26 protein-coding genes are annotated in these 24586 nt (G+C 63.7%); 15 read left to right on the plus strand and 11 right to left on the minus strand.

The genetic code is table 11. The features are described from left to right. The 6 genes from DBR23_RS13670 to DBR23_RS13695 form a co-directional block, all read left to right on the plus strand. Positions 1 to 1485: SulP family inorganic anion transporter (locus DBR23_RS13670; protein WP_233250451.1), on the plus strand; the 1485-nt coding region annotated here is incomplete at its 5' end. A 445-nt stretch (positions 1486 to 1930) separates the two neighbouring features. Then, positions 1931 to 3181 (plus strand): glycosyltransferase, encoded by a 1251-nt coding sequence (locus DBR23_RS13675; RefSeq protein ID WP_056745184.1) that lies wholly within the window; start codon positions 1931 to 1933, stop codon positions 3179 to 3181. Beyond that, positions 3178 to 4215 (plus strand): polymer-forming cytoskeletal protein, encoded by a 1038-nt coding sequence (locus tag DBR23_RS13680; RefSeq protein ID WP_108498619.1) that lies wholly within the window; start codon positions 3178 to 3180, stop codon positions 4213 to 4215. Before DBR23_RS13675 ends, DBR23_RS13680 begins: the two co-directional genes overlap by 4 nt. Before the next feature lie 398 nt (positions 4216 to 4613). After that, on the plus strand, positions 4614 to 5138 hold the full coding sequence (locus tag DBR23_RS13685; RefSeq protein ID WP_146191339.1) for a hypothetical protein: 525 nt from the start codon (positions 4614 to 4616) through the stop codon (positions 5136 to 5138). A gap of 230 nt (positions 5139 to 5368) precedes the next feature. Next, a complete protein-coding gene (locus DBR23_RS13690) occupies positions 5369 to 6442 on the plus strand; it encodes a hypothetical protein (RefSeq protein WP_233250452.1) in 1074 nt (357 codons plus the stop codon). Further along, positions 6439 to 7251, plus strand: a complete 813-nt coding sequence (locus DBR23_RS13695; protein ID WP_233250453.1) for a Crp/Fnr family transcriptional regulator — start codon at positions 6439 to 6441, stop codon at positions 7249 to 7251. Before DBR23_RS13690 ends, DBR23_RS13695 begins: the two co-directional genes overlap by 4 nt. 20 nt (positions 7252 to 7271) lie before the next feature. Here DBR23_RS13695 and DBR23_RS13700 read toward each other — a convergent pair whose 3' ends face one another. Both DBR23_RS13700 and DBR23_RS13705 read right to left on the minus strand, forming a co-directional pair. Then, positions 7272 to 8090, minus strand: a complete 819-nt coding sequence (locus DBR23_RS13700) for a YaiO family outer membrane beta-barrel protein (RefSeq protein WP_108498621.1) — start codon at positions 8088 to 8090, stop codon at positions 7272 to 7274. Beyond that, positions 8087 to 9016: a hypothetical protein gene (locus DBR23_RS13705; RefSeq protein WP_108498622.1), complete on the minus strand. Its 930-nt coding sequence runs from the start codon at positions 9014 to 9016 to the stop codon at positions 8087 to 8089. Before DBR23_RS13705 ends, DBR23_RS13700 begins: the two co-directional genes overlap by 4 nt. Before the next feature lie 310 nt (positions 9017 to 9326). Here DBR23_RS13705 and glmM point away from each other — a divergent pair, with 310 nt between their 5' ends. Then, positions 9327 to 10712 (plus strand): phosphoglucosamine mutase, encoded by a 1386-nt coding sequence (gene glmM / locus DBR23_RS13710; protein ID WP_233250454.1) that lies wholly within the window; start codon positions 9327 to 9329, stop codon positions 10710 to 10712. Between the two features lie 51 nt (positions 10713 to 10763). On the opposite strand, the gene wecB is transcribed toward glmM, so the two are convergent. After that, complete coding sequence (gene wecB / locus DBR23_RS13715) at positions 10764 to 11933, minus strand: non-hydrolyzing UDP-N-acetylglucosamine 2-epimerase (protein ID WP_108498624.1); 1170 nt, start codon at positions 11931 to 11933, stop codon at positions 10764 to 10766. 286 nt (positions 11934 to 12219) lie between these two features. Between wecB and DBR23_RS13720 the strand changes: the two genes are divergently transcribed. Continuing rightward, the gene (locus DBR23_RS13720; protein ID WP_108498625.1) at positions 12220 to 13029 is read left to right on the plus strand and encodes an SDR family NAD(P)-dependent oxidoreductase; all 810 of its coding nucleotides are present in this window, start codon (positions 12220 to 12222) and stop codon (positions 13027 to 13029) included. 75 nt (positions 13030 to 13104) lie between these two features. On the opposite strand, the gene DBR23_RS13725 is transcribed toward DBR23_RS13720, so the two are convergent. From DBR23_RS13725 to DBR23_RS13740, 4 genes are read right to left on the minus strand one after another with little or no spacing between them, the layout of a single operon-like run. Then, positions 13105 to 14481 carry an MATE family efflux transporter gene (locus DBR23_RS13725; RefSeq protein ID WP_199227705.1) on the minus strand — a complete coding sequence of 459 codons (1377 nt, stop codon included), beginning with the start codon at positions 14479 to 14481 and terminating at the stop codon, positions 13105 to 13107. Between the two features lie 31 nt (positions 14482 to 14512). Beyond that, entirely contained in the window at positions 14513 to 15016 is a 504-nt protein-coding gene (locus DBR23_RS13730; RefSeq protein WP_108498626.1) for a MaoC family dehydratase, read from the minus strand. A gap of 32 nt (positions 15017 to 15048) precedes the next feature. Continuing rightward, positions 15049 to 16311, minus strand: a complete 1263-nt coding sequence (locus DBR23_RS13735) for an MFS transporter (protein WP_108498627.1) — start codon at positions 16309 to 16311, stop codon at positions 15049 to 15051. Next, a complete protein-coding gene (locus DBR23_RS13740; protein ID WP_099730267.1) occupies positions 16301 to 16780 on the minus strand; it encodes a MarR family winged helix-turn-helix transcriptional regulator in 480 nt (159 codons plus the stop codon). The genes DBR23_RS13735 and DBR23_RS13740 overlap by 11 nt, the downstream gene beginning before the upstream one ends. Before the next feature lie 73 nt (positions 16781 to 16853). Between DBR23_RS13740 and DBR23_RS13745 the strand changes: the two genes are divergently transcribed. Together DBR23_RS13745 and gloA are read left to right on the plus strand one after the other, a co-directional pair. Next, positions 16854 to 17405 carry a PaaI family thioesterase gene (locus DBR23_RS13745; protein WP_056062768.1) on the plus strand — a complete coding sequence of 184 codons (552 nt, stop codon included), beginning with the start codon at positions 16854 to 16856 and terminating at the stop codon, positions 17403 to 17405. Further along, positions 17402 to 17815: a lactoylglutathione lyase gene (gloA, locus tag DBR23_RS13750; RefSeq protein ID WP_056062770.1), complete on the plus strand. Its 414-nt coding sequence runs from the start codon at positions 17402 to 17404 to the stop codon at positions 17813 to 17815. Before DBR23_RS13745 ends, gloA begins: the two co-directional genes overlap by 4 nt. Positions 17816 to 17926: 111 nt before the next feature. On the opposite strand, the gene DBR23_RS13755 is transcribed toward gloA, so the two are convergent. Beyond that, on the minus strand, positions 17927 to 18451 hold the full coding sequence (locus DBR23_RS13755; protein ID WP_108498628.1) for an OmpA family protein: 525 nt from the start codon (positions 18449 to 18451) through the stop codon (positions 17927 to 17929). Positions 18452 to 18558: 107 nt separating this feature from the next. Here DBR23_RS13755 and DBR23_RS13760 point away from each other — a divergent pair, with 107 nt between their 5' ends. Beyond that, complete coding sequence (locus DBR23_RS13760; RefSeq protein ID WP_099730270.1) at positions 18559 to 19152, plus strand: gamma-glutamylcyclotransferase; 594 nt, start codon at positions 18559 to 18561, stop codon at positions 19150 to 19152. 99 nt (positions 19153 to 19251) lie between these two features. Further along, on the plus strand, positions 19252 to 19776 hold the full coding sequence (locus DBR23_RS13765; RefSeq protein WP_056062780.1) for a superoxide dismutase family protein: 525 nt from the start codon (positions 19252 to 19254) through the stop codon (positions 19774 to 19776). A 23-nt stretch (positions 19777 to 19799) separates the two neighbouring features. Here DBR23_RS13765 and DBR23_RS13770 read toward each other — a convergent pair whose 3' ends face one another. Both DBR23_RS13770 and DBR23_RS13775 read right to left on the minus strand, forming a co-directional pair. Beyond that, complete coding sequence (locus DBR23_RS13770; RefSeq protein ID WP_108498636.1) at positions 19800 to 20363, minus strand: NTP transferase domain-containing protein; 564 nt, start codon at positions 20361 to 20363, stop codon at positions 19800 to 19802. Positions 20364 to 20450: 87 nt separating this feature from the next. Beyond that, positions 20451 to 21350 (minus strand): LysR family transcriptional regulator, encoded by a 900-nt coding sequence (locus tag DBR23_RS13775; RefSeq protein ID WP_108498629.1) that lies wholly within the window; start codon positions 21348 to 21350, stop codon positions 20451 to 20453. Positions 21351 to 21469: 119 nt separating this feature from the next. Here DBR23_RS13775 and DBR23_RS13780 point away from each other — a divergent pair, with 119 nt between their 5' ends. The 3 genes from DBR23_RS13780 to DBR23_RS13790 all read left to right on the plus strand — a co-directional run bounded on the left by DBR23_RS13780 (position 21470) and on the right by DBR23_RS13790 (position 23809). Continuing rightward, positions 21470 to 22705 carry an alpha-hydroxy acid oxidase gene (locus tag DBR23_RS13780; protein WP_108498630.1) on the plus strand — a complete coding sequence of 412 codons (1236 nt, stop codon included), beginning with the start codon at positions 21470 to 21472 and terminating at the stop codon, positions 22703 to 22705. Between the two features lie 449 nt (positions 22706 to 23154). Further along, positions 23155 to 23568 carry a hypothetical protein gene (locus DBR23_RS13785; protein WP_108498631.1) on the plus strand — a complete coding sequence of 138 codons (414 nt, stop codon included), beginning with the start codon at positions 23155 to 23157 and terminating at the stop codon, positions 23566 to 23568. A 31-nt stretch (positions 23569 to 23599) separates the two neighbouring features. After that, positions 23600 to 23809, plus strand: a complete 210-nt coding sequence (locus DBR23_RS13790) for a hypothetical protein (protein WP_108498632.1) — start codon at positions 23600 to 23602, stop codon at positions 23807 to 23809. A 421-nt stretch (positions 23810 to 24230) separates the two neighbouring features. Here the strand turns inward: DBR23_RS13790 and DBR23_RS13795 are convergent. After that, positions 24231 to 24586 (minus strand): EAL domain-containing protein (locus DBR23_RS13795; RefSeq protein ID WP_146191340.1); only part of this gene is annotated, 356 nt, incomplete at its 5' end.

A 24586-nucleotide genomic window follows, 5' to 3' on the forward strand; every position in this document is an offset into this window, starting at 1 on the left:
CAGCCGCTAGCGGCGGCTGGCTCGCCCGATTACGTGGCGCTGGCCATGCTGCTGTCACTCCTGTCAGGAGGCATGTTGCTGCTATTTGGCGCATTGCGGCTGGGCTTCCTGGCGCATTTTCTGAGCCATCCGGTCATCAGCGGGTTTATCTCCGGCTCGGCAGTGCTCATCGCCGTGGGGCAGGTCAAGCACCTGCTGGGGGTAAGGGCCGGCGGTACCGACGTGTTTGACACCTTGGTGCAGCTCGCGCACGCAGCGCCCGCAACCAACTTGGTCACGCTGGGCATTGGTGCGGGCAGCGTGTTGTTTCTAGTGCTGGCGCGCAAGTCCTTGTCCCCTTGGCTGTTCCGCCTGGGAGCCAGCCCTCGGTTGGCAGACGTCGCATCCAAACTGGCGCCGATGCTGGCGGTGATGGTGTCCACCGCCTTGGTGGCCGCCATGCGCTGGGACCAGACGGCAGGGGTCAGCATTGTCGGCACGGTGCCCCAGGGCCTGCCACAGCTTGGGCTGCCGGCGGTATCTATGTCGTCTGTGGGCTCGCTGTGGCTGCCTGCGCTGCTGATCTCGCTGGTGGGCTTTGTGGAAAGTGTGTCGGTAGCGCAATCGCTGGCGCTCAAGCGGCAGCAGCGCATTCAGCCCAACCGGGAGCTGCTGGGCTTGGGAGCGGCCAATGTCGCCAGTGCGCTGTCGGGCGGTTTCCCCGTCACGGGCGGCTTTGCGCGCTCGGTCGTCAATTTTGCGGCGGGCGCCAACACGCCCCTGGCAGGTGTCATTTCTGCCGTGCTGATGGGTGTGGTGATTGCCGCGCTGACCGGGCTGTTTCACTATCTGCCCCATGCCGTGCTGGCGGCCACCATCATCGTGGCGGTGGTGTCCCTGATTGACGTAGAGACACTGCGCGAGGCTTGGCATTACGACAAGGCGGATGCCATGGCCCTGCTGGCCACCGCAGGGGGCGTGATCGCTTTGGGCGTGGAAGTCGGCATCCTGATGGGGGTGGCGTTGTCGCTGGGCACTTTGGTGTGGCGCAGCAGCCATCCGCACATTGCGGTCGTGGGGCGCGTGCCAGGCACGGAGCATTTCCGCAACGTCGCCCGCCATGCAGTCACTATCGAACCCGGCCTGATTGCCGTGCGGGTCGACGAAAGCCTGTATTTCGCCAATTCGGACGCGTTGCTCGATAAGGTGGAGTCTCTGGTGGCGGCACAGCCTGACACGCACTATGTGCTGTTGGTGTGCTCGGCCATCAACCAGATCGACACCACAGCCTTGGGTGTGCTCACCGACCTAGAGCGCAGCCTGGCCCAGCGCGGCATGGCATTGCTACTGGCAGAGGTCAAAGGGCCTGTGCTGGACCGCCTGCAGACCACGCCGCTGGGGCTGCGTTTGGAGGGCAGGGTGTTTCTGAGCACCCATGCAGCGTTCCAATTTGCAAACCGCGAGGCGACTGTCTCGCCCAACCCATCGCCATCGCTGGCCCGATAGCGTGCAGTGGGTGGACGGCGACTGACGGCACGGGTGCATTGAGCCCCATCCACGGCCCTTTTGCGCTTGGACTTTGCCTGTGTTCGCCATCGAACAGACCGTGCCCCGCCTGCTGCTTACATTCCGTCTCACATCCCTGCAGGGTGTGACGTAACGGGGTCGCAAGACGCCGCCGCTCCACGTCCTGTGCACAGGGTCCAGCAGTGGTCGGAACAAAAGGCGTTCTATGCACTTGAATCGAGACAGCCGGCGGCTTGTTGATGCCGAGCGCAGCGCTGCACCCCATGTTCCCCCGGCGCGGTGGCTGTGGTTTGCGACGGCATTTGCCACCCTGTTGGGCAGCGCCAGTACGTGGGCGGCCCCGATGACGCAGCCTCTTGAATCCATCGAAGCGCTCAGTCAGCGGTGGGTGCCTGGCCCTGTGGCATATGCGGTGCTGTCCACCATGGCGGCGCTGCTGGCCATGATCATCGTGGTGATGATGGTGTATGCCACCCGGCATGGAGTGCTCACACTGAACCGCCTGCTAGGGCACCAGCGCCACCCGTACCTGGACATCGATCAGGCAGACTGGCCCCTGATCACGGTGTTCATCGCTGCCCACAACGAAGAACAGGTGATCGCCGGATGCTTGCAGGCCCTGCTGGACACCAATTACCCGCTCGACCGGCTGAAGGTGGTGCCGGTCAACGACCGGTCTACCGATGGCACGCGCGCGATCATCGATGACTGGGTAGGCCGTTACCCAGGGCGAATCGTGCCGTTTCACCGTACCAAGGGCAAGCCAGGCAAGGCGGCAGCGCTCAAGGATGCCCTGCAGCACGCGCAGGGCGACATTGTGATCATCTTCGATGCCGACTATGTGCCCGGCCGTGGGCTGCTCAAGCAGTTGGTAGCGCCATTTTTCGACCCCGAGGTGGGGGCAGTGATGGGCCGCGTGGTGCCGGTCAACACGGGGGTGAACCTGCTCACACGCATGCTGGATTTGGAGCGAAGCGGCGGCTACCAGGTGGACCAGCAGGCTCGTATGAACCTTCGCCTGGTGCCCCAGTACGGCGGCACCGTGGGGGGCGTGCGCTGCTCTGCTGTGGCCGCGGTGGGCGGCTGGCACGACGATACGCTGGCCGAAGACACGGACATTACCTATCGGCTTTTGCTCAACGGCTGGAAGACTGTCTACACCAATAGGTCCGAGTGCTATGAGGAGGTGCCTCAGGACTGGCAGGTGCGCATCAAGCAGATCAAGCGCTGGGCCAAGGGGCACAACCAAGTGATGGTGCGCTATGGCTTGCGCTTTGCATTCAGTCCCTACTTGAGCTGGCGAGAACGCCTGGACGGGCTGCTGCTTTTGTGTGTTTTTGTGCTGCCGCCGTTGCTGCTGGTGGGTTGGCTGCTGGCGCTGGGCCTGTATTTTTTCAATGCCGGGGACATGCTGACGGGGCTGATCTCCTTGTTTGCGCTCATGGCCTATGGCACGCTGGGTAACTTCGCCGCGTTTTTTGAGATCGCCGTAGCGGTGCTGCTGGACGGCAAACGCAGGCGGTTGCGGCTGCTGCCGCTCAGCCTGCTGGGCTTCGTGATCAGCCTGTTTGCCATATCTTCATCGGTGTGGGGGCAGTTGATGGACAAGCTGCTGCGCCGCGACATGGTGTGGGACAAGACCGTGCGCTACCGGCAACCGAGCGTCGAACAATGAACACCGCCTTGTTCTACCTGGCCTTTGTATTGATCAGCTCGGGATTGATGGTGATTGCCTTTGGTCCCACCTGGCGCGAGTGGCGGCACCCCACCGACACCGAGGCATTGCAGGTGTTGCCGCACTACACCACCGACATCGATCATTTCGCTGACCGGTTCCGCGCGCTGGTGCAGGCCCACCAGGCGCAAGTGCCGGGTCCTTATGCCAACGAGTTTGATTTTGCGCCGGTGTCACTGGAGGGCGTGAACTGGGCCGGCATGCTGCGACCCCTGGTTTGCCTAGGCTCGGTCAAGCCGCAGACAGCGATCCAATGTGCTGCACCGCTGTTCGTGCATGGTGACTTCGAAGCACCGGCCCGCAGCCGCTTTGTGGGCCTGCTGGCGCAGGGCCGTATCCGGCTGGGTGCGGGTAGCGATGTGGGGCAGTGGGCACATGCCGACGCGTCCCTGCATCTGGCCCGGGGCTGTTCGGGGCTGCGGCGCCTGTCTTCATCGACCGCCGTGGAGCTGGAGGCCGACTGCTGTTTTGAGCGGATCCAAGCGCCACACATCCGCTTTGGTGGTGATGCGGCCCTGCAACCTGAACGCGAGCATGCACCTTTGATCGAGGCCAGCTTTGATCGGTTGGAGGGTGCTCTTCGCCAGAGCGAGCATGTGACGCTCGTGCGCGGCGACTGTAAGCTGCCACGCATGCACCGGTATCACGGCTCGCTGGTGGTCACGGGGCGTTTGCTCATTGGGGCTGGCACCGTGATTGAAGGCGACGTGAAAGCCCGTGGCGGCATCGTCATGGGCGACCACGCGCGGGTGCAGGACTCGCTATGCAGTGAAAAGCAGATCCAGCTCCTGGACCATGCCCAGGTGGCCGGACCCGTGGTGTCCGAATCGGGCATCCTGCTCGGCGCTGGGGTACAGGTGGGCTCGCCGCAGGCCCTCACCACCGTCAGCGCAGAAACCATCATGGCGGAGGCGGGCGCCCGGGCGCATGGCACCGTGTGGGCCCGCCAACTGGGCATTGTGTGGTCGGCGTGAACGCGGCGCACCCGCATTGCATGGCTGGTCGGTGGCCTGCACCCTCGCATTGTTCCATCCGCTGAACCGCCACAGAGGGCTTCCCCTTGCCACATCCCACCGTTACTCCCCACAGCCGCCAAGACCGCGAGTTGGCTTTCAATGCTGCGCGCGGCCTGTTGGCGCAGGCCCAACAAACCCACAGGCACCAGTTGCCCCACCGCGCTCTCAGCCGCATCCGGCTCAACCCATGGCTGCTTTTGCAAATGGTGGGGCTGCCGGTGGTGTGGTTGTCTTTGATCTACGCTTTGCGGGAGCCTCTGTACGGTTTTTGGCGCAGCTACCTGCTCACCTGGGCGCGGTGGCTGCATATGCCGCTGCAGCCAGCGGCAGTGTCATCACGCCAGGACCTGTTGGGGATGAGCTGGTTGCCAGGCGCGGGTGACCTGGGGCTGTCCATCACCACTGGTGCTGCCCTGGCTGCCGTGCTGACTGTGGTGGCCTGGGGGCTGGCACTGCGCCTGCGAGGGCGATGGCTTCCCGCGCAGTATCTGGTGCGGGTGCTGTGCGTGGTGCAGGCGCTGGCGCTGCTGTACTTCTGGTTTGCGCCGATGCCGTTCCCGCACTTGGTGCTGAACCATGTCATGGACCTGCTGGATGCTGGCTATCTGCTCATTCTGGCCATACCGGTGCTGATGGCGCTCGGCTACTACCCGCTGCAAATCAGCTGGCAGGCCAAGGTCGTGCATACCTTGCTTATCCTGTTGTTCTTTGGGGTCATGGTGCCGCAGCAAGCCATGGTGCACCTGCTGGTTCTGCAGCACTTGTCGGTGGTATTCATGCCCGTGCTGTACCTGTGTTTCGGGGCGCTTTTCGACATGATGGTGTTTGTGGCTCTGTATGCATGGGCGGCCAGCACGGCCCCCTTGTCCGCTACACATTAGGGCGCTCATTCCCCTGTCGGGTCTGTTCAGCCGTACCGTCTGCGGCGCTGCCAGGTTCACCTGTCTGTACGCCTGCGTACGCAGTGAAGAAATCGAAGGCATCTTCTGCAAAATAAGTACGCCACCCTTCACCCGGGGGTGTCGGCCTTCCTGGCAGTGCGCTTCTTTTTGCGCTGTTGCTCTCCAGATGTTGAAAGCGGTGTCCGGGCTTGCGTTCGGAGATCGTGCACATGCGGCGTCGTTCATTGCTAGAAAAGGTGCCAGCCTTGGGGGCTGGGTTGCTTTTGTGTTCGGCCAGCTGGGCGTCAGAAGCTCGCGCGCCCATCGATGCTGTAGCGGAGATCAAGGCGTTGCGCATCCTGTCGGGTCCCTATGCCGGTGGCTACGAGCTGGCGCCCAATGGACGCCTGAACTGGTACTTCGCCAACCTGGGATTGTTGCCCTTGGTGCCCATGCTCAGTGCGCCGGATCTGGAAACATACGTCCTCCCGTATCTGAATCTGTACCTGGCCAGCACCGATCCTGCCACCAGCACCATTTCGGATATTGAGTTCCCCTATGGCCGGGCCAATACCTCGGTGGTCAAGAAGGTGCTGGCTGACTCGGACGACGCCTATGCATCCACCTTTCTGTCCCTGGCGTCGCGCTATGTGGCGGCCAGTGGCAATTGGGCCTGGTGGGAGGCGCGCAAAGCGGCCCTCAAAAATATCGCTTACCGCAACCTGGCATTGACTGCCAAGCCTTCGGGGCTGACTGCAGTGTTTCAGGCGCCGCGCAGCCAGACCAACGCCAGCGGCTACCTCATGGACAACTGCGAAGGTTACCGAGGTCTGCGCGACTTTGCGGCGGTGCTGCGGTCGCGCAGCGAACTGTCTGAAGCCAACTACTATGACCTGCTGGCGACCAATACCGCAGAAGGCATTGCGCGCCAGCTCTACAAGGTCCCAGAGCAGTCACTTTTGGCCAGCGACGCCGCGCTGGCACCCAGCGCAGAGTTTTATCCTGGCACCACTTGTCAGGTGTACCCGCAGGCCTTTGGATTGCGCGAGCTGACCGGGCTGTTTGCAGCAGGGTGGAACTTCCTCAACACGCGCTCACCAGGCTGGGAAACCGGGCGCTATGACCCTTTCCCGTGGGCCATCCTCGGGTACGTTGCCGCGCTTCGAGGGCAGGGCAGCCACGCGCGTACACAACTGGCGGCCATGGAAAAAACCTTTGCGGCCAACCGCAGCCTGGTCACCATCAATGAATTGGGTTTCTATCTGCGCACCAAAGCCGTGTTGGGCGGGAGCACGGCGGCATGAGGGCTGGCTTGCGTAAGCTCCATGTACGCCAGCAGACAGACAGAGACGGCGTCTCCTCCGAGAATTCAAAACGATCCCGTCCTGCTGTCAAGAAGCCACACATCGACCAATCCCTCGCGAACCGACTGCTGGCCCTTTTGCGGCCTACAGAGCGGTCGCGCCTGCTGTCCGTTGCCGAGTGGGTCGAACTGGAAAGCCAGCAAGTATTGGGGCGAGCGGGTGAACGACTCAGCCATGTGTACTTTCCCACCAACAGCATGATCTCTTTGCTCTCCAACCTGGAGGACGCGCGGCACTTTGAGGCCGGACAGATCGGCTTTGAGGGCATGTTGGGTGCCAGCGCAGGGCTGGGGGTGACGGCCTCGGCCTTTGATGCGGTGGTTTCGGGGGCAGGCCAGGCATGGCGAATCCAGCTGGATGCCTGGCGCAGCCATTGTTTGGCCAACCGGACGCTGAGCCTGCTGACCACCCGCTATCTGTATGTCGAGCTATCGCAAATGGGCACGATGGTGGCCTGCGGGCACTTTCATTCGCTGGAGCAGCGTCTGGCGCGGTTTCTGCTGATGAGCGAAACGCGGCTGCGCACCCCCGACATTCAGATGACGCACGAGACGCTGGCGCACCTGCTGGGGGTACGCCGGGCTGGTGTGACGCTGGCGGCCGGCAAGCTGCAAGAGAGCGGTGTAATCCAGTACACGCGCGGGCATATCCTTGTGCTGGACCGGGAGGCATTGCTGGCGCAAAGCTGTGGGTGCTTTGACCAGGATCTGGAGACCTATGAACGGGTCATGTCAGGCGCTGTCGCTTAGACGCTGCAGGCTCGGACAACCTAGGGCAGTTCCCAAAACAGCGACAGCTTGGCGCCGTTGCGAGAATAGTAGGGGTTGCGGTAGCGCTCTAAGCCCGCAGTAATGCCCCACTGTGGGCCCAGCCACTGCCGCAGTGTGAGCTGTGACTGGCGACTGTCAAAGTTGACCAGAGATACCCCATTGCCAATGGCCTGGTAGCCCTCGGCCCCCCAGCCGTGGCGGGCAATGATCTGCGTGTGGTGCGCGCGCCCCCAGGTGGCCGCCACAAACTGCTGATGGGTACGCACGCCACCGGGGGAGCTGTTGTTGAAGCGTATTTCTGCCTGTACCACCCACGGTAGATCGAAATAGTAAGTGGACCCGAGGCTGATGTTGCGGTCGATGTGGCCGTCTGGCGCTCGGTAGTAACCTGCCCCCAGGGTGGCCACCCATTGGCGTGTGGGCAGCAACTTGCGGTTGATGAACCCGTCCACACGGTAGCGCGGCAGGTAAGCAGCACCATCGCCTGCGCCCACCGATAGCATGGAGAACCAGTCTTCGTTCCAGGTCATGGTGTCGGACAGCCCGATGAACCGGCCCGACTCTCCAAACCGCCGCATGGTGGCGATTTCCATGCCGAGCAGCTGGTTGTTCACACCCCATTGGCCGCGCACGCCAGCTTCATGCCAGTTGCCATACCCGTTGGTGAGGGTGTGGCGGCTGGTGTAGGCCTCAATGCCCCGGACCGGGGCCGGCAGGTCTGCAACGTCTTGCGCACGGGCTGCGGGTAAGGCATTGGCCAGCAACCCCAGTGCCAGAACAAGGGACGGGGCAGGGCGGTGGATGTAGTGGGTGTTCATGGTGACCGTGCGGGGGTGTGACGAGGACTGGTGCAGTTAGTTGTGTCCACGGCGGCAGTGATGGCCTTGGACTGCAGGATTTGCGCGGCGACTTCGTCCGTCACCGTCCAGTGGGCGCCGTGCCGATGGGGCAGGGCGGTACGAAGCCAACAGCGGGCAGAGGGGATGTCGCCTTGCTGCAGTGCCACCACAGCCACCAGACCCCAGGCAAAGTCGTCCTTCACCTGGGCCAGCCATTCGCTGCGGTGCTCAGCCATCCAGCGGCGGTAATGCGCGGGCGCCCCACCAGGGATCAGCGGAAAACGCACCAACAGCGGAAAGATCTGCGCCACGGCGTCGGGGTAGAAGGCATGTGCGGTCTCACGCTGTCCGGGCTGGGTGGAAACCAGGTAGCGCTTGCGCTGATCGTCCCAGAACACGGTCGCCAGAGTTTTGGTGAAGTTGGGGTGGCGCGCGTTTTGTGCCGCCTTGTGGGTGAGCGGGTAGGCCCACAGCTCCAGGTTGTCCATGAGCAGCCCATGTTGGTACACCGGTGAGACCAGGTAAATGCCCTGGTTGGGGTCTACCAACTTGGCCAGCGCCGCACTGGTAGCCGTGCGGCTGCGCACCCAACTGGCCTGGCTGCGTTGTGAGGCAGGCGTGCTGTCCATGAACGCCAGCCACAGGCCGAGTACAGAGTCGTCGGCATCGGCGGTTTTACATGGGGCCCACACAGGGCCGTTGCGGCAAAAACGGTCAAAGGTCGCGTCAGGCTTTTGCCGCTGTACCAGCCAGGCGCCCCAGGCCTTGGCAGGCGTGGAAATATCCAGCCCATGGCTGTGAGCCAGCAGCAGTGCCTGCAAGGCAAAGTAGGGATCTACCGTGTCGCCCTGGTGCTGCACCGAGATGGCGCCCGAGGTATCGGCATACCCCTCCAGATCGAGCACAGCCGCCGAAGTACAAAGTGGTGCTGCAAGAACGAAGCACGCCAGAGCGTTGCCTATCCAGCGCTTCAGGCCAGAGTGGGTCTGTGACAAATGAAGGCACTTGGGAGCTAGAGAGTCTGGTATCAATGGGTGATCCGTGGCATGGAAAGCCATGGTCAGCGTGTAGGCACAGAGCTGTCTGTTCGATACCGTACATAGGGCGGCGGGTTCGATAGCGCACAGACCGTCTCGGTCCAAGGCCCCACCGTCGGTGTTCGCCTTGGCCTGGGGTTGCGGGTTATCTGGCGAATCTCATTCAACAGGACTACCCATGACTACGCAAAAAATGTTCGGAACCGACGGCGTGCGCGCCCCAGTGGGTATGGAGCCCATGACCCCCCAGACCATCATGCGGCTGGCGCACGCCTGCGGCCAGCTGCTCGGCCGTCAGCACACGGGACTGAACCCGCGACCTGTGGTGGCAGTGGGCACCGACACGCGCGGGTCGGCCCCCATGTTTGAGGCGGCCTTGCAGGCGGGGTTTTCTGCGGCCGGTGTGGACACGGTGATGTGCGGCGAGTTGCCCACACCCGGCGTGGCCTACCTGACGCGCTTGCGCGGCTACCAGGCGGGTGTGGTGGTGAGTGCATCGCACAACCCTTGTGAGGACAACGGGGTGAAGTTCTTTTCGGCCACAGGTGACAAGCTGCCCGACGGCATGGAGGCCGAGATCGAACGCTCCATGGATCAGCCCATGGTCTGTTTGCCATCGTCTCGGTTGGGCCGCGTGTCCCTGCTGCCGGAGGCCTCCGATCTATACATCCAGTTTTGCAGGCAGGCAGTGCCGGCAGGTTTGCACCTGCAGGGTATGAAGATCGTCATCGACGCCGCCCATGGCGCCTGCCACCGCATCGCCCCCGAGGTGTTCCGACAGTTGGGCGCGGAGGTGGTTGCGGTGGGCGCCACGCCTGATGGGCAGAACATCAACGACAACGTGGGCGCCACGTCGCCCAAGCACCTGAGCGAGGCCGTGCTGGCTCACCAGGCAGATGTCGGCGTGGCGCTGGACGGCGATGGAGACCGGTTGGTGATGGTGGACAGCGAGGGCCGCATCTATGCGGGTGACGAGCTGCTGTACGTGCTGGCCGTGGATGCCCAGACCAACGATGGCTTGCAGGGTGGGGTGGTAGGCACGGTGATGAGCAACCAGGGGCTGGAGCAAGCGCTGCTGCGCCGTGGGCTGGACTTTGCAAGGTCTGCCGTGGGTGACAGGCATGTGCTGGAGCTGCTCAAGCAGCGGGGTTGGCGCTTGGGCGGCGAGGGCTCGGGCCACCTGATCGGGCTGGACTGGCACAGCACCGGCGACGGCGTGATGTCAGCCTTGCGGGTGGTGGCAGCCATGAAGCGCTCGCAGCGCAGCTTGTCGCAGCTGTGCAGCGATCTGCGCATGAACGCTCAGTGCCTGGTCAATGTGCCCGTGACCCGTGGTGCGAGGATGGCCGACAACACCTGGATGCCCCACTTCCAGCTGCGGGCCGAAAAGTTGCTGGGCGACGATGGGCGGGTGCTGCTGCGTGCCTCGGGCACCGAGCCTGTTGTGCGGGTGCTGGTGGAGTGCCGTACTGCACTCAGGGCGCAGCGGATGGCCAGCCGGTTTGCCAAAGAGGTCAGCCAACTGCTGACCGCACCCGCGGCGCTGGATACAGCTACCGCCTGACCGGCCGTCGTCCCCGCACCATCCTGGATGGCGGTGGGGCCGCAAGCGCTGTCAGTCCACCGTGCAGAGCCGGTCTGCAATGTGCTGCGCGGTGTGGCCATCGCCAAACGGGCTGCTTTCCAGCTGCATGCTGCGGTACGCCCCATCGTCGCGCAGCAGGCGTGCCGCCTCAGTCACCATGCGGCGGATGTCTGTGCCAACCAGTACCGCACCACCAGCTTCCACCAGCTCCTGCCGCTCGGTGCTGTCGCGCGCAATCAGCACTGGCCGCCTCAGCGCAGAGGCTTCTTCCTGAATGCCGCCCGAGTCCGTCAGCGTGAAGTAACAGCGTTGCAGCAGGCTGATGAGGGCAGGGTAGTCCATGGGTTCGGTCAGACACACCCGTTGGCGCAGGTCGTCCGGCAATGCGTCGATCACCGGCCTCACCGCCTGACTGACGGCTGGGTTGGGGTGAAGCGGCCAGACCACAACCAGATCGCCATGGGCCGCCAGCAACTGCCCGATGGCAGTGGCGATATTGCGTATGGGGTCGCCCCAGTTCTCTCGGCGGTGGGCGGTCACCAACAGAAGCCGCTGGTTAATTTGCTGATCTAGAAACTCTGCGACCATGGCTGGTACCACTGAAGACAAACCGGACGACAAGACAGAAGGCGCGGACGATGCATTGGTCTGCAGGCGCTCCTGCGTCCAGCGCGCCGCGTCAATCACCGTATTGCCGACGACGGAGATACAGGCGTCTGCGATGCCTTCGCGCAAAAGGTTGTCCCGGGTCCGCGCCGTCGGTGCGAAGTGCCAGTGGGCGAGCCGTGCAATCAGCTCCCGGTTTTTTTCCTCCGGAAACGGCTCGCGTGTGCCTGTGCGCAAACCCGCCTCGATGTGGGCGACCGGCTTGTCGTTGTAGTAGCCGCTCAGCGCTCCGACCAGCGCAGACGTCGTGTCGCCCTGCACCAGCACCACATCGGGCTGGGTCTCGTTCACCAGCCTGTCCACTCCCTCCAGCAACAGCGCCGTGAGGTCGCCCAACCTCGGTGTGCGCCGCTCCAGTGCCAAGCGCAGGTCTGGCCCCATGTCAAAAAATCGGTAAAGCACCTCGGCCACCTCGGCGTGCTGCCCGGTGTGGAGCACCACCACGCGGTGGCCACGCAGCTTTAGCTCGCGATGCAACGGTGCCATCTTGATGATCTCAGGGCGGGTGCCTAAACACGCAAGGTAAGTGGTCATGGGTTCTTTCAACGCAGCGGCGCTCGCGTTTTGGTGGGAGGCGTTGGAACCAGTCCAGACGGACTTTTCGGAAGGAAGACTTGGGAGAACGCCGCCACAGCAGGTGCCCCCAAGGCCGACGCATGGTGCGGTTGGGGGTCGTGGAGTGTCTGTTCGACACCGCACAGAGTGTGTATTTGATAGTTAACATAATATACATCGTATCTAGTGCTAGTGATGTCATCCCAACGAAGCGCCAATGCGCCGTCGGCCCTGCATCCTGTTCAAGCCGCTACCATCACCGCCCATGAACCTTCCCACCCAAGCACCTTCTACATCGTCCATCCACTTCGGTCATCAGGGCCGCGTCTGCATCGTCACGGGTGGCGCCCAAGGCATTGGCGAGGCCTGCGTCCGCCGCTTTGCTGCCGAAGGCGCCAAGCCGGTGATCGTCGATGTGGACGATGCGCGTGGCCAGGCGCTGGCACAGGAGCTGGGCGCGCTGTATGTGCGCTGCGATGTGGGCGATAAATCGCAAGTGGATGCACTGGTGGCCCAGACCCTGGCGGCCCATGGGCGCATCGACGTTTTGGTGAACAACGCGGGCATCTTTCGCGCGGCAGACTTTCTGGAGGTAACCGAGGCCGACTTTGACGCGGTGCTGCGGGTCAACCTCAAGGGCTCGTTCCTGGTCGGCCAGGCGGTGGCGCGGGCCATGGTCGCTCAACAAAGTGGCCATGGTGGCGGCTCCATCGTCAATATGAGCTCGGTCAACGGTGTGCTGACCATTCCCAATATCTCCAGCTACAACGTGAGCAAAGGCGGCGTGAACCAGCTCACGCGGGTGATGGCGCTGGCATTGGCCGACAAGAACATCCGCGTGAACGCGGTGGCGCCGGGCACCATCGCCACCGAGCTGGCCGCCAAGGCCGTGCTGACCAGCGATGAGGCCAAGAACAAGATCATGAGCCGCACGCCCATGAAGCGGCTGGGCGAGCCGTCCGAGATTGCCGATGTGGTGGCCTGGCTGGCCAGCGATGCGGCCAGCTATGTGACCGGCGAAATCGTGACTGTGGACGGCGGGCGCATGACGCTCAACTACACCGTGCCGGTTTGACGCACTTCTGGAGGCTCCTTTTTTGATAGCTGCCAGCGCATGATTCACTAGCGCTAGCAGCTATTTTCATCACTTTCAGACCTGTGGCATGCGCTGCAGCAGCCGGGTGGTACTGCGCGGCCAGCCCACCGGACCGAACCAGGCGCCGCCAGCAATCGCCCAGGCGTTGACCAAGCCGTAAAGCACCAGCGCCCCCCCCTGCGCTGCAAACACGGCGGCCAGTCCACCGCCCCACCGCAGCGCCAGCCAGCCGCCGGTGACGGCCACCGCCAGGCGCACGATGTTGCCGATCACCGGCCAGAGCAGGCGCCCTGCCCCTTGCGAGGCAAAGTACAGCACCAGGCCCAGGCCGAAGAAGCCGTACACGGGGCCGACGGTGCGCAGATACAGCGCACCCGCTTCCAGCATGGCGGGGTCGCTGTTGAACAGGGACAGCCACGCGTTGGGAAAGGCTGCCGCCCACAGGCCAATCGCCTCGGCCATCACAAACGCCATGGCCGCGCCAATCCAGGTGGCGCGCAAGGCGCGCTCGCGCTGGCCAGCGCCGATGCATGTGCCGACCATGGCCACCAGCGGCGCGCCCAGGCCAAAGACCAGCGGAACCAGCAGGTATTCCAGCCGCGATGCGGTGCCGTAGCCCGCGATGGCCGCTGTGCCAAAACCACCCACCAATGCGGTCGTGACGCCAATCGCCAGATTGGTGGCGACGGTAGACACCGTGCCCACCAGACCCACCCGCAGGATGTCTTTGAACAGCACCCAACGAAACCGGATGTGCGCCAGCGACGGCCGCAGCAGGCTGCGCGGCGACCACAGGTATGCGGCCAGCACTGCGCTGCCGATCAGGTAATACGTCATCAGCGCAATGGCGCCACCGGCAATGCCCAGGCCCGGCATGGGGCCCCAGCCAAAGATGAACAGTGGCGACAGCGGCACCAGTACAAACGCGCCCAGCACCGTGACGTAGGCTGGCACAGCCATGTTGCCTGTGCCCCGGATCACTGCCGACAGCGTGTTGAACACCCAGACCAGAAATGCGCCCGCAAACACCCAGTTGGAATAGACCAGTGCCGCATTTAGCGCGCCGCCCGTGCCGCCCATGCGGGAGTAGAGCCAGCGCCCTCCTCCCACCACGCCCACGGTAAAGACCAGCGAAAACACCGCCGCAATGGCCAGCGCATGCAGCACCAGCGCGTCGGCATCGTCCCGCCGCCGCGCGCCCAGGGCGCGTGCAATGGCCGAGGCAATGCCGCCGCCCATGGCGCCCGCCGAGGTCATCTGCATCAGCATGACGACCGGAAACACCAGCGCCATGCCGGCCAGTGCATCGGTGCCCAGCTGGCCGACAAAATAGGTCTCGATCAGCCCGACGCCCGCCTGCGCCAGCATCACCAGTACGTTGGGCGCAGCCAGCCGCAGCAAGGTGGGCGCAATGGGCGCCTCCAGCAGCATGCGGGTGCGCGGGTTCAGGGCCTCGGTCACATCAGGCCCCTGCCCCACCGGCTGCAAGCCGGCGTGGCACCACGATGCGCACGGTAGACAGCTGCAGCACATCGCCGTGCTGGTTGCGGGTCTCGCTGCGCACCGTGACCAAGCCCCGGTCGGGCTTGGACTTGGAGGGCTGGATCTGCACCACCTCGCTCACCACATGCAGCACATCGGTGGCGCGTGTGGGCCGAGGCCAGCTCAGCTCGCCCCCAGCACCGATGATGCCGCCCGCAATCGGCAGCCCACTGGTCACTTGCAGACGCATGGTCACGGCCGCCGTGTGCCAGCCGCTGGCGGCCAGACCGCCAAACAGCGTCTCGCGCGCAGCAGCGTCGTCCAGGTGAAAGGGCTGCGGGTCGAACTGCTCGGCAAAGGTGGTGATCTGCGCTTCGTCCATAGCGTGTTCGCCGCTTTGGAACTGGTCGCCGACAGACAGGTCGTCCAGGTACATCGGGGACGTGGGGGCTGTCGAAACCTTGCTGGCGGGGGTCTGCGTCATGTCGATGGCTTTCGTGGAGAGAAGGTGGTTGGTCAGGCCGCCGTAGCGGCGGCGCGCGCCACGCGCGCTTCTCGGATCGGCAGGTTGACCAGCGCTGCGCCCACGGCCAGCACGATGTCGATGTACCAGACCCAGTCGTAGCTGCCGGTGGCCTGGAACACGCTGCCGCCCAGGTAGGCACCCAGAAATCCGCCAATCTGGTGCGACAGCATCACGATGCCGAACAGCATTGCCATGTTGGCCGTGCCAAACATCTTGGCGACCAGTCCGGCCGTGGGTGGTACGGTGGACAGGAAGGTGATGCCCATGACGGCGGCAAAGACCAGCACCACGGCCGGCGTCTTGGGAGCAAACAGGAAAATCAGTACCGCAAGACCTCGCGTGGCGTACAGCAGCGACAGCAGCGACTTCATGCGCCAGCGCCCTACCGCCCAGCCCATGGCCAGGCTGCCCACAATGTTGAACAGCCCGATCACCGCCAGCGACCAGCCCCCTACTTCGGGCGCCAACCCGCACGCTGCAATCACGCCGGGCAAGTGCGTGGCCAGAAACGCCACGTGAAAGCCGCACACCAGAAAGCCTGCCGCCAGATACCGGTAGCTGGGCGTAGCCAGGGCCTGGGCAATGGCCTCGCGCGCGGTCAATGCTTTCTGGCCGGATACCGCTGCAGCCTGTGCCGCCAGGGCGTTGGAGTTGCCCTTGAGCACCCACACCGCCGGCAGCGCCAGCAGCACCAGCACGCCCAGCCACTGCATCGCACTGGCCCAGCCCACGGCGGCGGTCAGGCTGATGGCGATGGGCGCCATCAAAAACTGCCCGAACGAGCCGCCCGCGTTGACGATGCCGCTGGCCAGCCCGCGCTTTTGCACAGGCACCAGCCGGGCAGTGGCCGCCATCAGCACAGACGGCCCAGCCATGCCTGCGCCGCCTGCGGCCAACACGCCAATCGCAAAAATCAACCCGGCCGTGGTGGTCATGTACGGTGTGATGAAGGTGCCCAGCGCCACCAGCGCCACACCGATCAGGATCACACGACCCGTGCCGATGCGGTCGGCCGCAGCCCCGGCAAACGGCTGGGTCAGCCCCCACCACAGTTGGCCAAACGCAAACGCTAGGCTGATGCTGCCGATGCCCAGGCCCGTGGAGGTGTTGAGTGCGGACAGGAACAGGCCCATGGTCTGGCGCGTGCCCATGGTCAGCGCAAAGGCGCCTGCGGCCGCCAGCAGCACCAGCCACAGGGCCAGCGGTGCGGCGGGCTTGGTTGCCGTCGCCTGCGGGGTGTGGTTATTCGTCATGCGCAGTCTCCTGCACTGGCAGTGCAGCCAGCAAATCGAGCGAGTCGTCCACCAACGCGTGCAAGGCCATCACGCGTTCCACGCCCAGTGCCTCGTTCAGCGCCAGTTGTGCGGCCTTCCAGTGGCGTTGCGCTTCCGCGCGCTTGTCGCGGCCTGCGTCGGTGATGTGCACCAGGCGGCTGCGTGCGTCCGTACCCGCCCTCAGCGTCACCCAACCCGCATCCACCAACGGGCGCAGATTGCGGGTCAGCGTGGACGCATCCATCTTCATCTCCGTGGCCAGATCACCGGGGCGAATCGGGCCCAGCTTGAGCACATGCGACAGCAGCGAATACTGCGTGGTCTTGAGTCCACATTTCGCCATTTCGGCGTCGTAGTGGTTGGCCACGCGGCGCATCAGCTGGCGCAGCTTGAAGTTGGTGCAGCCCTGCGGCAGCACAGGGGCCAGGGTGGATGGGTTGGCTTGCATGGATTTTATTGTATCTGCAATAATTGCATATGCAACTCATGCATTTCAACCCCGCTACAAACCAGGACACCCCATGACACAGCACAACCACCTTGAAGACTGGCTGGCACAGGAGCGCGACATCCTGGCCACGCTGGATGCAGGCCCCGGCCCGGGCGTGGCCCGCCGCGAGCAGATCGCCCACCTGAACGGCCTGCAGCAGATGCAGGCCATGCTGCGCGGTGAGCTGCCCTACGCGGCCATTGCCAAGACGCTGGACTTCCTGATCGTCGAAGTGGGCGAAGGTACGGCCATCTTCCAGGGCACACCCCGCGCAGAGCACCTGAACCCCATGGGCACGGTGCATGGCGGCTGGTTTGCCACCTTGCTCGACTCCGCCCTGGGCTGCTCCATCCACACGCGCATGGAACCTGGGCGCGGCTACACCACGGCCGAGCTGGGCATCAACCTGGTCAAGGCCATCACGCCCAAGGTACAGCGCGTGCGCGCCGAGGGCCGGGTGATCCACAGCGGGCGCCAGCTGGCCACGGCCGAGGCGCGCCTGGTGGGGCCGGACGGCACGCTGTATGCCCACGCCACCACCACCTGCCTGGTTTTCGATCTGCCTGCACAATCGAAGGGATGAAATTCCTCCACACGATGCTGCGCGTTGGCAACCTTCAACGCTCGATTGATTTCTACACCCAGGTGCTGGGTATGCAACTGCTGCGCCAGTCCGAGAACCCCGAGTACAAATACTCGCTGGCCTTTCTGGGCTTCGAGGGCGGCAACCCCGGCCAGGCCGAGATCGAGTTGACCTACAACTGGGGCGTGGAAAGCTACGACATGGGCACGGCCTACGGCCACATCGCGCTGGGCGTGCCCGATGCGTATGCCGCGTGCGAAAAGATCAAGGCCTCGGGCGGCAACGTGACGCGCGAAGCAGGTCCGGTCAAGGGCGGCACCACGGTGATCGCGTTTGTGACCGACCCCGATGGCTACAAGATCGAGTTGATCCAGCGCGCCGAAGGCGCAGGCGGCCAAGGTCTGCGGTAATATTTGCTATCAAATAGATAGCTGCTAGCGCATATTCCACTAGCGCATGCGGCCATTTGGCCCAAAAAAACCCGGCAGCGCCGGGTTTTTTGTTGGAGAAGCAGGCGGCGCTTACAGGGCACCCAGCGTCACTTCCACGCGGCGGGCTTCGGCGTTGCTGCCGGTCGCGGTGGTTTCTTCTGGCTTCTTCAGCTCCACCTTGTCTTCGGCCACGCCCAGGGCCTTGAGCGCTTCGGCCACGGCCACTGCGCGCTGCTTGGCCAGTTCTGCATTCAGTGCAGCGTCGCCCGTGGCATCGTGGAAGCCGGAAATGACGGCCTTCTTGCCCTCTGCCACCCCCTTGACCACGTCAGCCAGGGCTTCGTTGGCACCCGCGGCCAGTTCGGCCTTGGCGGTGGCAAAGTAGAACTTCACCACGCCGTTTTCCACGCGCACGCTGGCAATATCTTCTTCCACGGCTACGGCGGGTGCTGCGGGCGTGTTGCTGGCCGCAACGGCGGCAGGCCGGACCGGTGCCTTGGCGCCCAGACGCTTGACCACCACGGTGCCCACCACCACGGAGATCACCAACGCAATCAGTGCAAACAGAAAACCGAGGGCAAAACGTTGTTGGCTATCGTCGTCAGAGCTGGACATGGAAGATCCCTGTAGTGATGAATAAAGTGGTTGGACGGCCAATGCAGGCGTTGCGAAAACAAGGCCCCGGCCGCTTGCAGCAAAGCTTTCGATTGTAGAGTGAAGGCATGACGAATCTGCCTGCCCCACTGCGAGACCCGGCGCCGATGCTGGAGCGTGCCCTCCAGGAATGGGGTGGCCATCAGGACCTGTGGATTTTTGGCTATGGGTCGCTCATCTGGCGGCCGGATTTTGACTACGCCGAGCGCCGCCCGGCCAAGGTCCACGGCTGGCACCGGGCGCTCAAGATGTGGAGCCGTATCAACCGCGGCACGCCCGAGTGCCCGGGGCTGGTGTTCGGCATGCTGTCGGGCGGAAGCTGCCGGGGCATGGTGTTCCGCGTGGACAAGGTGCACGCGCGGCAGGTGATGATCAACCTGTGGCAACGCGAGATGGTCACCGCTGTCTACGACCCGCGCTGGCTTGTGTGCCACACGCCCCATGGCCCGGTGCGGGCGCTGGCCTTTACCCTGTCGCGCAAAAGTCCCAACCACACGGGCGAGCTGCCAGACCACGAATACTGCCGCATTTTCGAGCAGGCCTGTGGACGCTACGGCACCACCCGCGACTACGCCCAGGCCACCTATGACGAGTTGCGCAAGCACGGCATTCACGACAGGGCTTTGGCTCGGTTAATCGCGTTGGCCCAAAAAGAGGCATAGTGCAGATTTTTCTGGACTCTCGCGTGGTGGCTTGCGAGACTGCGCCTTTGTATCGGGTTCAATCCCGCGTTCATTCATTCGCACCGAGGAGTTTGAGTCATGAAGATTCGTTTTGCTTTTGCCCTGTCTTCCCTGGCTGTTGTGGCGCTGGCGGGCTGTGCCTCCCACCTGTCTGGCAACCGCGCTACCGCCAAGCTGGAGCCCACCCGGGGCAACACAGCCACTGGTACGGTGACGTTTGTACAGACCGGCGATGGTGTGCAGGTGTCGGGTGAAATTCGTGGACTCAAACCTGACGCAGAACACGGCTTTCATGTGCATGAAAAGGGCGACTGCTCGAGCGGCGACGGCATGAGCACCGGCGGACATTTCAACCCCACGGCCAAACCGCACGGATCCCACGGCGCGGGAGAACACCACACCGGTGATCTGCCCAGCCTCAAGGCCGACAAATACGGCGTCGCCGCATTCAGCTTTGTGTCGCGGTCCATCAGCGTGGGCGGCCCCACCACCGACATCGTCGGCAAGGGCCTGATCGTTCACCGCGACCCCGACGACTACAAGACCCAACCCACCGGCAACGCAGGCCCGCGCCTGGCTTGCGCGGTGATTGCTTCCAAATAAAGCGGAAGCGGCCTTCGCCGCTGCTACCCGCGCGCCGCCAGCAACTGCGCGCCGCGCTCCAGGTCTTGCACGGTGTCTATGTCGGTCACCGTGCCTTCGTCATCCACCTCCACCTGCCGTACCCTGCCCTGCTGCGCCTGCGCGCGCACCACGCTGGCGGCGCCCTGCTCGCCGGTCAGCGCCAACAGGCTGGACAAGCATGCGGCCGAAAACCCAACTGGGTGACCGCGCTCGCGCTGGTACACCGGCACGACCACGGCGCAGTCCGGGTCCGCCAGCGCGGCGGCGATGGTGCGCAAGGTGTCGGGACGGATCAGCGGCAAATCCCCCGGCAACACCAGCCAACCGGGTGCCTGGGCCGTGGCGCGCACGGCTGCGGCGATCGAATCCCCCATGCCGGGGTGGCCTGCATCTTCCAGGTGCCAGGGCAGGCCGCTGGCGCGCACGGCATCGAGGGTGTGTTCCAGCACGGTCTTTGCCCCCAGGGGCGCGCGCAGCTTGTGCACAGCACCGCCGGATGCGGCAAAACGCTCTCCTCGGCCCGAGGCCAGCACCAGAACGACGGGAAATGAGGTTGGTTGAAGCATGGGGTTGCGCTTGAACAGGTTCCGGGGGCCGGCTGCTGCGGCTTGTAGTCGGCGCGATTCTAGGGCCGCCATCCGCGCATCAAGCTGTCAGAACGCGCCACTCGCCACCGTGAAATCCGCATGCTGCGCTGCCAGCTCGTGCAGCATGCTCACCAGCGGCCGCAGGTCATCACGCCGACTGTGCAACGCATAGCCGAGCGACCCCAGCGGCACGGGACTTTGCAACACCTGCAACACATCCCTGGCGTGCAGGGCTTGCGCCCAGCCCTCGGGCAGCAGGCCAATGCCGCTGCCCTGTGCCAGCAAGCCCACGATGGCGCCCCAGTGGTTGCACACCAATCTGCGCGCGGGGCGTGCATCGGCCTGCCGAAGCCAGTCGTCGATGAGGTGGGTCACCCCCGAGCCTTGCGGCAGCGTTACCAGCGGTTGCGACTGCATCGCATCGGCATCCATCTGGCGCAGGCCGTACGCCACGCCAGGGCCAGCGCACCAGGCAAAGCGCGCATGCGCCAGCGGCACCGAGGTCAGCGCGCTGCGGCTGGCGGAGCCGGCGATCACGGCCACATCCAGCTCGCCCTTGTCCAGCCGCTCTGCCAGGGCTGCACCCACATCCACGTGCACCGACACCTCTAGTGCCGGGTGCGCCGCCGCCAGGGCTTCCACCAGGCGCGGCAGCCAGGTGATCGCCGTCAGCTCGCCCACCCCCAGGCGGCAGGGGCCGCGCAGGCCGGTGGTGCTACCCATGTCCTGCTGCAAACGGTCTGCCTGCTGCAGCAACGCGCCCGCCAGAGGCAGCAGCCGCGTGCCCGCCTCCGTCAACGCCGCGCGATGCCCGGCGCGGTCAAAGAGCACCTGGCCCAGCGACGCCTCCAGTTCGGCAATTCGCTTGGACAGGGAGGACACCGACAGGTGCACCCGCTCGGCCGCCATGGCAAAGCTGCTGCAGGTGGCGGCCCAGTAGAAGGCTTCGAGCTGCTTGAGGGTCATGTCGTGAGTATATTTTCAATTTAGCGAACAAATCATTGGCAATAAATTCGCTTTCTTGATTATTGCGGTTTCAGGACACTGCTTTCTAGCCTCCGTTTACCGTTGCCTGGAACCACGCCATGTCCACCCCCTCCACCGCGCCCCAACAGCCCGCCACCAATGCCTGGAGCGCCTTCAACGGAACGCATCGCAGTGGCCGCACGGCCCATCTGCTGTCACTCGACGACTTTGAAGCCGCTGCCCGCCGCGTGCTACCCCGCCCTATCTTTGGCTACGTCGCCGGGGCGGCGGAAGACAACCTGGCCCTGGACGACAACCGCCAGGCGTTCCGAGAGATCGCCCTCGTCCCCCGCGTGCTGCGCAACGTGGCCCAACGCGACCAGGGCGTGACCCTGTTCGGCCAGCGCTATGCCAGCCCCTTCGGCATCGCGCCCATGGGCATAGCGGCGCTGTCGGCCTACCGGGGCGACATCGTTTTGGCCCGTGCGGCGACAGCGGCGGGCATCCCGGCCGTGCAAAGCGGCAGCTCCCTCATCCGGCTGGAAGAAGTGATGGCCGCCGCCCCCGGCACTTGGTTCCAGGCCTACCTGCCCGGCACCCCCGAACGCATCGATGCCTTGCTGTGGCGCGTGATCGCGGCCGGTGTCCAGACGCTGGTAGTGACGGTGGACATCCCCGTGGCGGGCAACCGCGAGAACAACATACGCGCGGGCTTCTCCACCCCGCTGCGCCCCAGCCTTCGCCTGGCGTGGGACGGCTTGGTGCGCCCACGCTGGCTGGCAGGCACACTGCTGCGCACGCTGGCACACCACGGCATGCCGCATTTTGAAAACTCGTTTGCCGAGCGCGGTGCGCCCATCCTGTCCTCGCGCGTGCAGCGCGACTTTGCCGCGCGCGACCACTTTGACTGGAGCCACATCGCCCACATCCGCCGCCAGTGGCGCGGCCCGCTGGTCGTCAAGGGCATCCTCAGCCCGCAGGATGCCGCCCTCGCCCGCCAGCACGGGGTGGACGGGATCATCGTCAGCAACCACGGCGGTCGCCAGCTCGATGGCGCCGTGGCCCCGCTGCGCGTGCTGCCCGCCATTGCCGAGCAGGCTGGCAGCGGCATGACAGTGATGTTGGACGGCGGCATCCGCCGGGGCACCGACGTGATCAAGGCCCTGGCGCTGGGCGCGCAGGCGGTGTTTGTAGGGCGGCCCTTCAACTACGCCGCTGCGGTGGATGGCGAGGCGGGCGTGACAGCGGCCATTGATCTATTGCGCGCCGAGGTGGACCGCAACTTGGCCATGCTGGGCACCACCACCTGCGCAGCGCTGGGGCCAGAGCATCTTATAGACCGGCGGACACGCTGAGGGACGGCGGCGCACGCTTCTAGGAGCGTGCCTGATCAAACTGGGGAGCAAAGTGCAATCAGCGCGGTTTGAAATGAAGTGATGGCAGCGCCGCCAACAATCCCCTGTTGATCACTTCGATATTGATAGCTGTTGGCGGTTATCTGCAAAGCACTAGCAGCACTTTTCATTCAATAGGGTTGGTCTGCAGCGCCACGGACGGCCTCAGGCTGATTTCGAACTTTCACTCGACCACCATTGGCAGGCAGTTTTTGACCCGAACCGTCCCGTTTGCCGCGCACTATGGAACTGCCATGGGTGGCCCTTCAGTTAAAGTCCTCGCCCCGCGGGTGATTTTTGGCCGCTTCGTGCACCCCAGTGACTGGGGTTGAAAACAAAATCTGCGACTTTGGGTGGCACGCCGGCTGATGTGGCCGTGCAAACCACAACTCGCGGAAATAGAAAAAAATATGCTGCTAACCGATATAGCCGTCGAGCACACTTTGGTGTCTAAAAAGGATGGCGTTCGTCAGACTTTCTTGCTGCATCCTTTTACTGATACACAGCGCGATTCACTGGGCAAATTCGAGCTCGTCCGCGACGTCAGCCAGCCCGGACTCAAAGACGCAAAACGCTCCACCTTCGTATCGTTTCACCAATTGGCGGAGCTGTATGCAAAAGGCCTGCTCGAAGAATTCGGGTTTTCCGTTCGCATGTGTCCGGGTAAAGGCACCTACCCTGCCAAGCTTCCAGCCAAAAAGATACTGCCCACCAGCATCAAGCCAGGCTCTTCGTTCGATCTGGCGGTGCAAAAGGTGGATATTTCTAAACCGGCCACGCGCGAATTGAGAACGGCCTTGCTTCGCACCAACGTCCAAATTTAAGCGTGACGGCGCTAATCGACAAGGAGCCGATGTGAATCCAACCATTACGCATGCTGAACTGATTGCCACATTCAAGCGGGCCGAGGCAGATGCCGCCCACAAGTTCGGACTGATCCAAGCGGCTGCGAATAAGGGCCCCAAGGCAATACAAGCCGCCACAGAAACAGCGGCAAAGGCGGCAAAACGCAGGGACTCTTTTGCGAAAAAGCTGGGCGATCTGGGGGTGGATCTAAAGTACTGAACGCCGCCAAGCCCATGGCACAACACCCACCATTGGCGACCGTGCACAACGGGCGATGATCGTCAAAATAATCTCCGCAATCTAACAATCAGAATCGGCCACAGGTCCTGCCCCGATTTGCATGCTTTCCAAGCACGGCAATTGAAGCGTCTTCATTTTCCGGATTACAAAGGTGATGAGAAAGATGGGAGACCGCTATAGGCTGTTTGCAGTCGATCGATAGCGAACCGCCGAGGACTGCAAGAAGACAGCTTCCTGGCTTTGCCAATCCGCAATGAACACACGCCCATAGAAAAAGCGCATCAAAATCACGTGCAGCAGACTTGCATCTGTTGCAAGGGATTCGGCCTGGTTGAGCGTCGAGATGAGGCCTACAGCCCCAAGAAACCAGCGGCCTGCATAGGGATCGAGATAGGGTGCTTCATTGCAGCACCGCTTCCGGCTTGTCGAAGGCAAATTTAAGCGCCCAATCAGCAAAGTTCTCTGCTGGCATTGGCCGTGCCACGAAATAGCCCTGTGCAATATCGCAGCCGAGCGCAGCGAGCTTCTCCCAATCTTGCTGCGTTTCCACGCCTTCGGCCACAACCTTTCGCCCTAATGAATGGGCTAGGTCTATAGTTGATTTAACAATGACGGCTGAGTCCCGGGAGACGGACATGCCACGCACAAACGATTGGTCAATCTTGGGCTGCTGCCGGTTCCGTTGACACCGACCTAAGCTTCTTGAGCTTTCTCGAACTGTACGGGACTGAGATAGCCGAGCGTCGAATGCCGGCG

It is taken from the genome of Acidovorax sp. HMWF018, assembly GCF_003061035.1.
GTDB lineage: Bacteria > Pseudomonadota > Gammaproteobacteria > Burkholderiales > Burkholderiaceae_C > Acidovorax > Acidovorax delafieldii.

Coding starts and splice junctions, on each gene's coding strand:
- DBR23_RS13735 (WP_108498627.1), bottom strand. CDS start 16,311: ATGACGAATAACCACACCCCGCAGGCGACGGCAACCAAGCCCGCCGCA.
- DBR23_RS13770 (WP_108498636.1), bottom strand. CDS start 20,363: ATGCTTCAACCAACCTCATTTCCCGTCGTTCTGGTGCTGGCCTCGGGC.
- DBR23_RS13730 (WP_108498626.1), bottom strand. CDS start 15,016: ATGACGCAGACCCCCGCCAGCAAGGTTTCGACAGCCCCCACGTCCCCG.
- gloA (WP_056062770.1), top strand. CDS start 17,402: ATGAAATTCCTCCACACGATGCTGCGCGTTGGCAACCTTCAACGCTCG.
- DBR23_RS13780 (WP_108498630.1), top strand. CDS start 21,470: ATGTCCACCCCCTCCACCGCGCCCCAACAGCCCGCCACCAATGCCTGG.
- DBR23_RS13690 (WP_233250452.1), top strand. CDS start 5,369: ATGCGGCGTCGTTCATTGCTAGAAAAGGTGCCAGCCTTGGGGGCTGGG.
- DBR23_RS13760 (WP_099730270.1), top strand. CDS start 18,559: ATGACGAATCTGCCTGCCCCACTGCGAGACCCGGCGCCGATGCTGGAG.
- wecB (WP_108498624.1), bottom strand. CDS start 11,933: ATGACCACTTACCTTGCGTGTTTAGGCACCCGCCCTGAGATCATCAAG.
- DBR23_RS13725 (WP_199227705.1), bottom strand. CDS start 14,481: ATGCTGCTGGAGGCGCCCATTGCGCCCACCTTGCTGCGGCTGGCTGCG.
- DBR23_RS13675 (WP_056745184.1), top strand. CDS start 1,931: ATGGCGGCGCTGCTGGCCATGATCATCGTGGTGATGATGGTGTATGCC.
- glmM (WP_233250454.1), top strand. CDS start 9,327: ATGACTACGCAAAAAATGTTCGGAACCGACGGCGTGCGCGCCCCAGTG.
- DBR23_RS13775 (WP_108498629.1), bottom strand. CDS start 21,350: ATGACCCTCAAGCAGCTCGAAGCCTTCTACTGGGCCGCCACCTGCAGC.
- DBR23_RS13785 (WP_108498631.1), top strand. CDS start 23,155: ATGCTGCTAACCGATATAGCCGTCGAGCACACTTTGGTGTCTAAAAAG.
- DBR23_RS13720 (WP_108498625.1), top strand. CDS start 12,220: ATGAACCTTCCCACCCAAGCACCTTCTACATCGTCCATCCACTTCGGT.
- DBR23_RS13685 (WP_146191339.1), top strand. CDS start 4,614: ATGAGCTGGTTGCCAGGCGCGGGTGACCTGGGGCTGTCCATCACCACT.
- DBR23_RS13755 (WP_108498628.1), bottom strand. CDS start 18,451: ATGTCCAGCTCTGACGACGATAGCCAACAACGTTTTGCCCTCGGTTTT.
- DBR23_RS13695 (WP_233250453.1), top strand. CDS start 6,439: ATGAGGGCTGGCTTGCGTAAGCTCCATGTACGCCAGCAGACAGACAGA.
- DBR23_RS13745 (WP_056062768.1), top strand. CDS start 16,854: ATGACACAGCACAACCACCTTGAAGACTGGCTGGCACAGGAGCGCGAC.
- DBR23_RS13765 (WP_056062780.1), top strand. CDS start 19,252: ATGAAGATTCGTTTTGCTTTTGCCCTGTCTTCCCTGGCTGTTGTGGCG.
- DBR23_RS13740 (WP_099730267.1), bottom strand. CDS start 16,780: ATGCAAGCCAACCCATCCACCCTGGCCCCTGTGCTGCCGCAGGGCTGC.
- DBR23_RS13680 (WP_108498619.1), top strand. CDS start 3,178: ATGAACACCGCCTTGTTCTACCTGGCCTTTGTATTGATCAGCTCGGGA.
- DBR23_RS13700 (WP_108498621.1), bottom strand. CDS start 8,090: ATGAACACCCACTACATCCACCGCCCTGCCCCGTCCCTTGTTCTGGCA.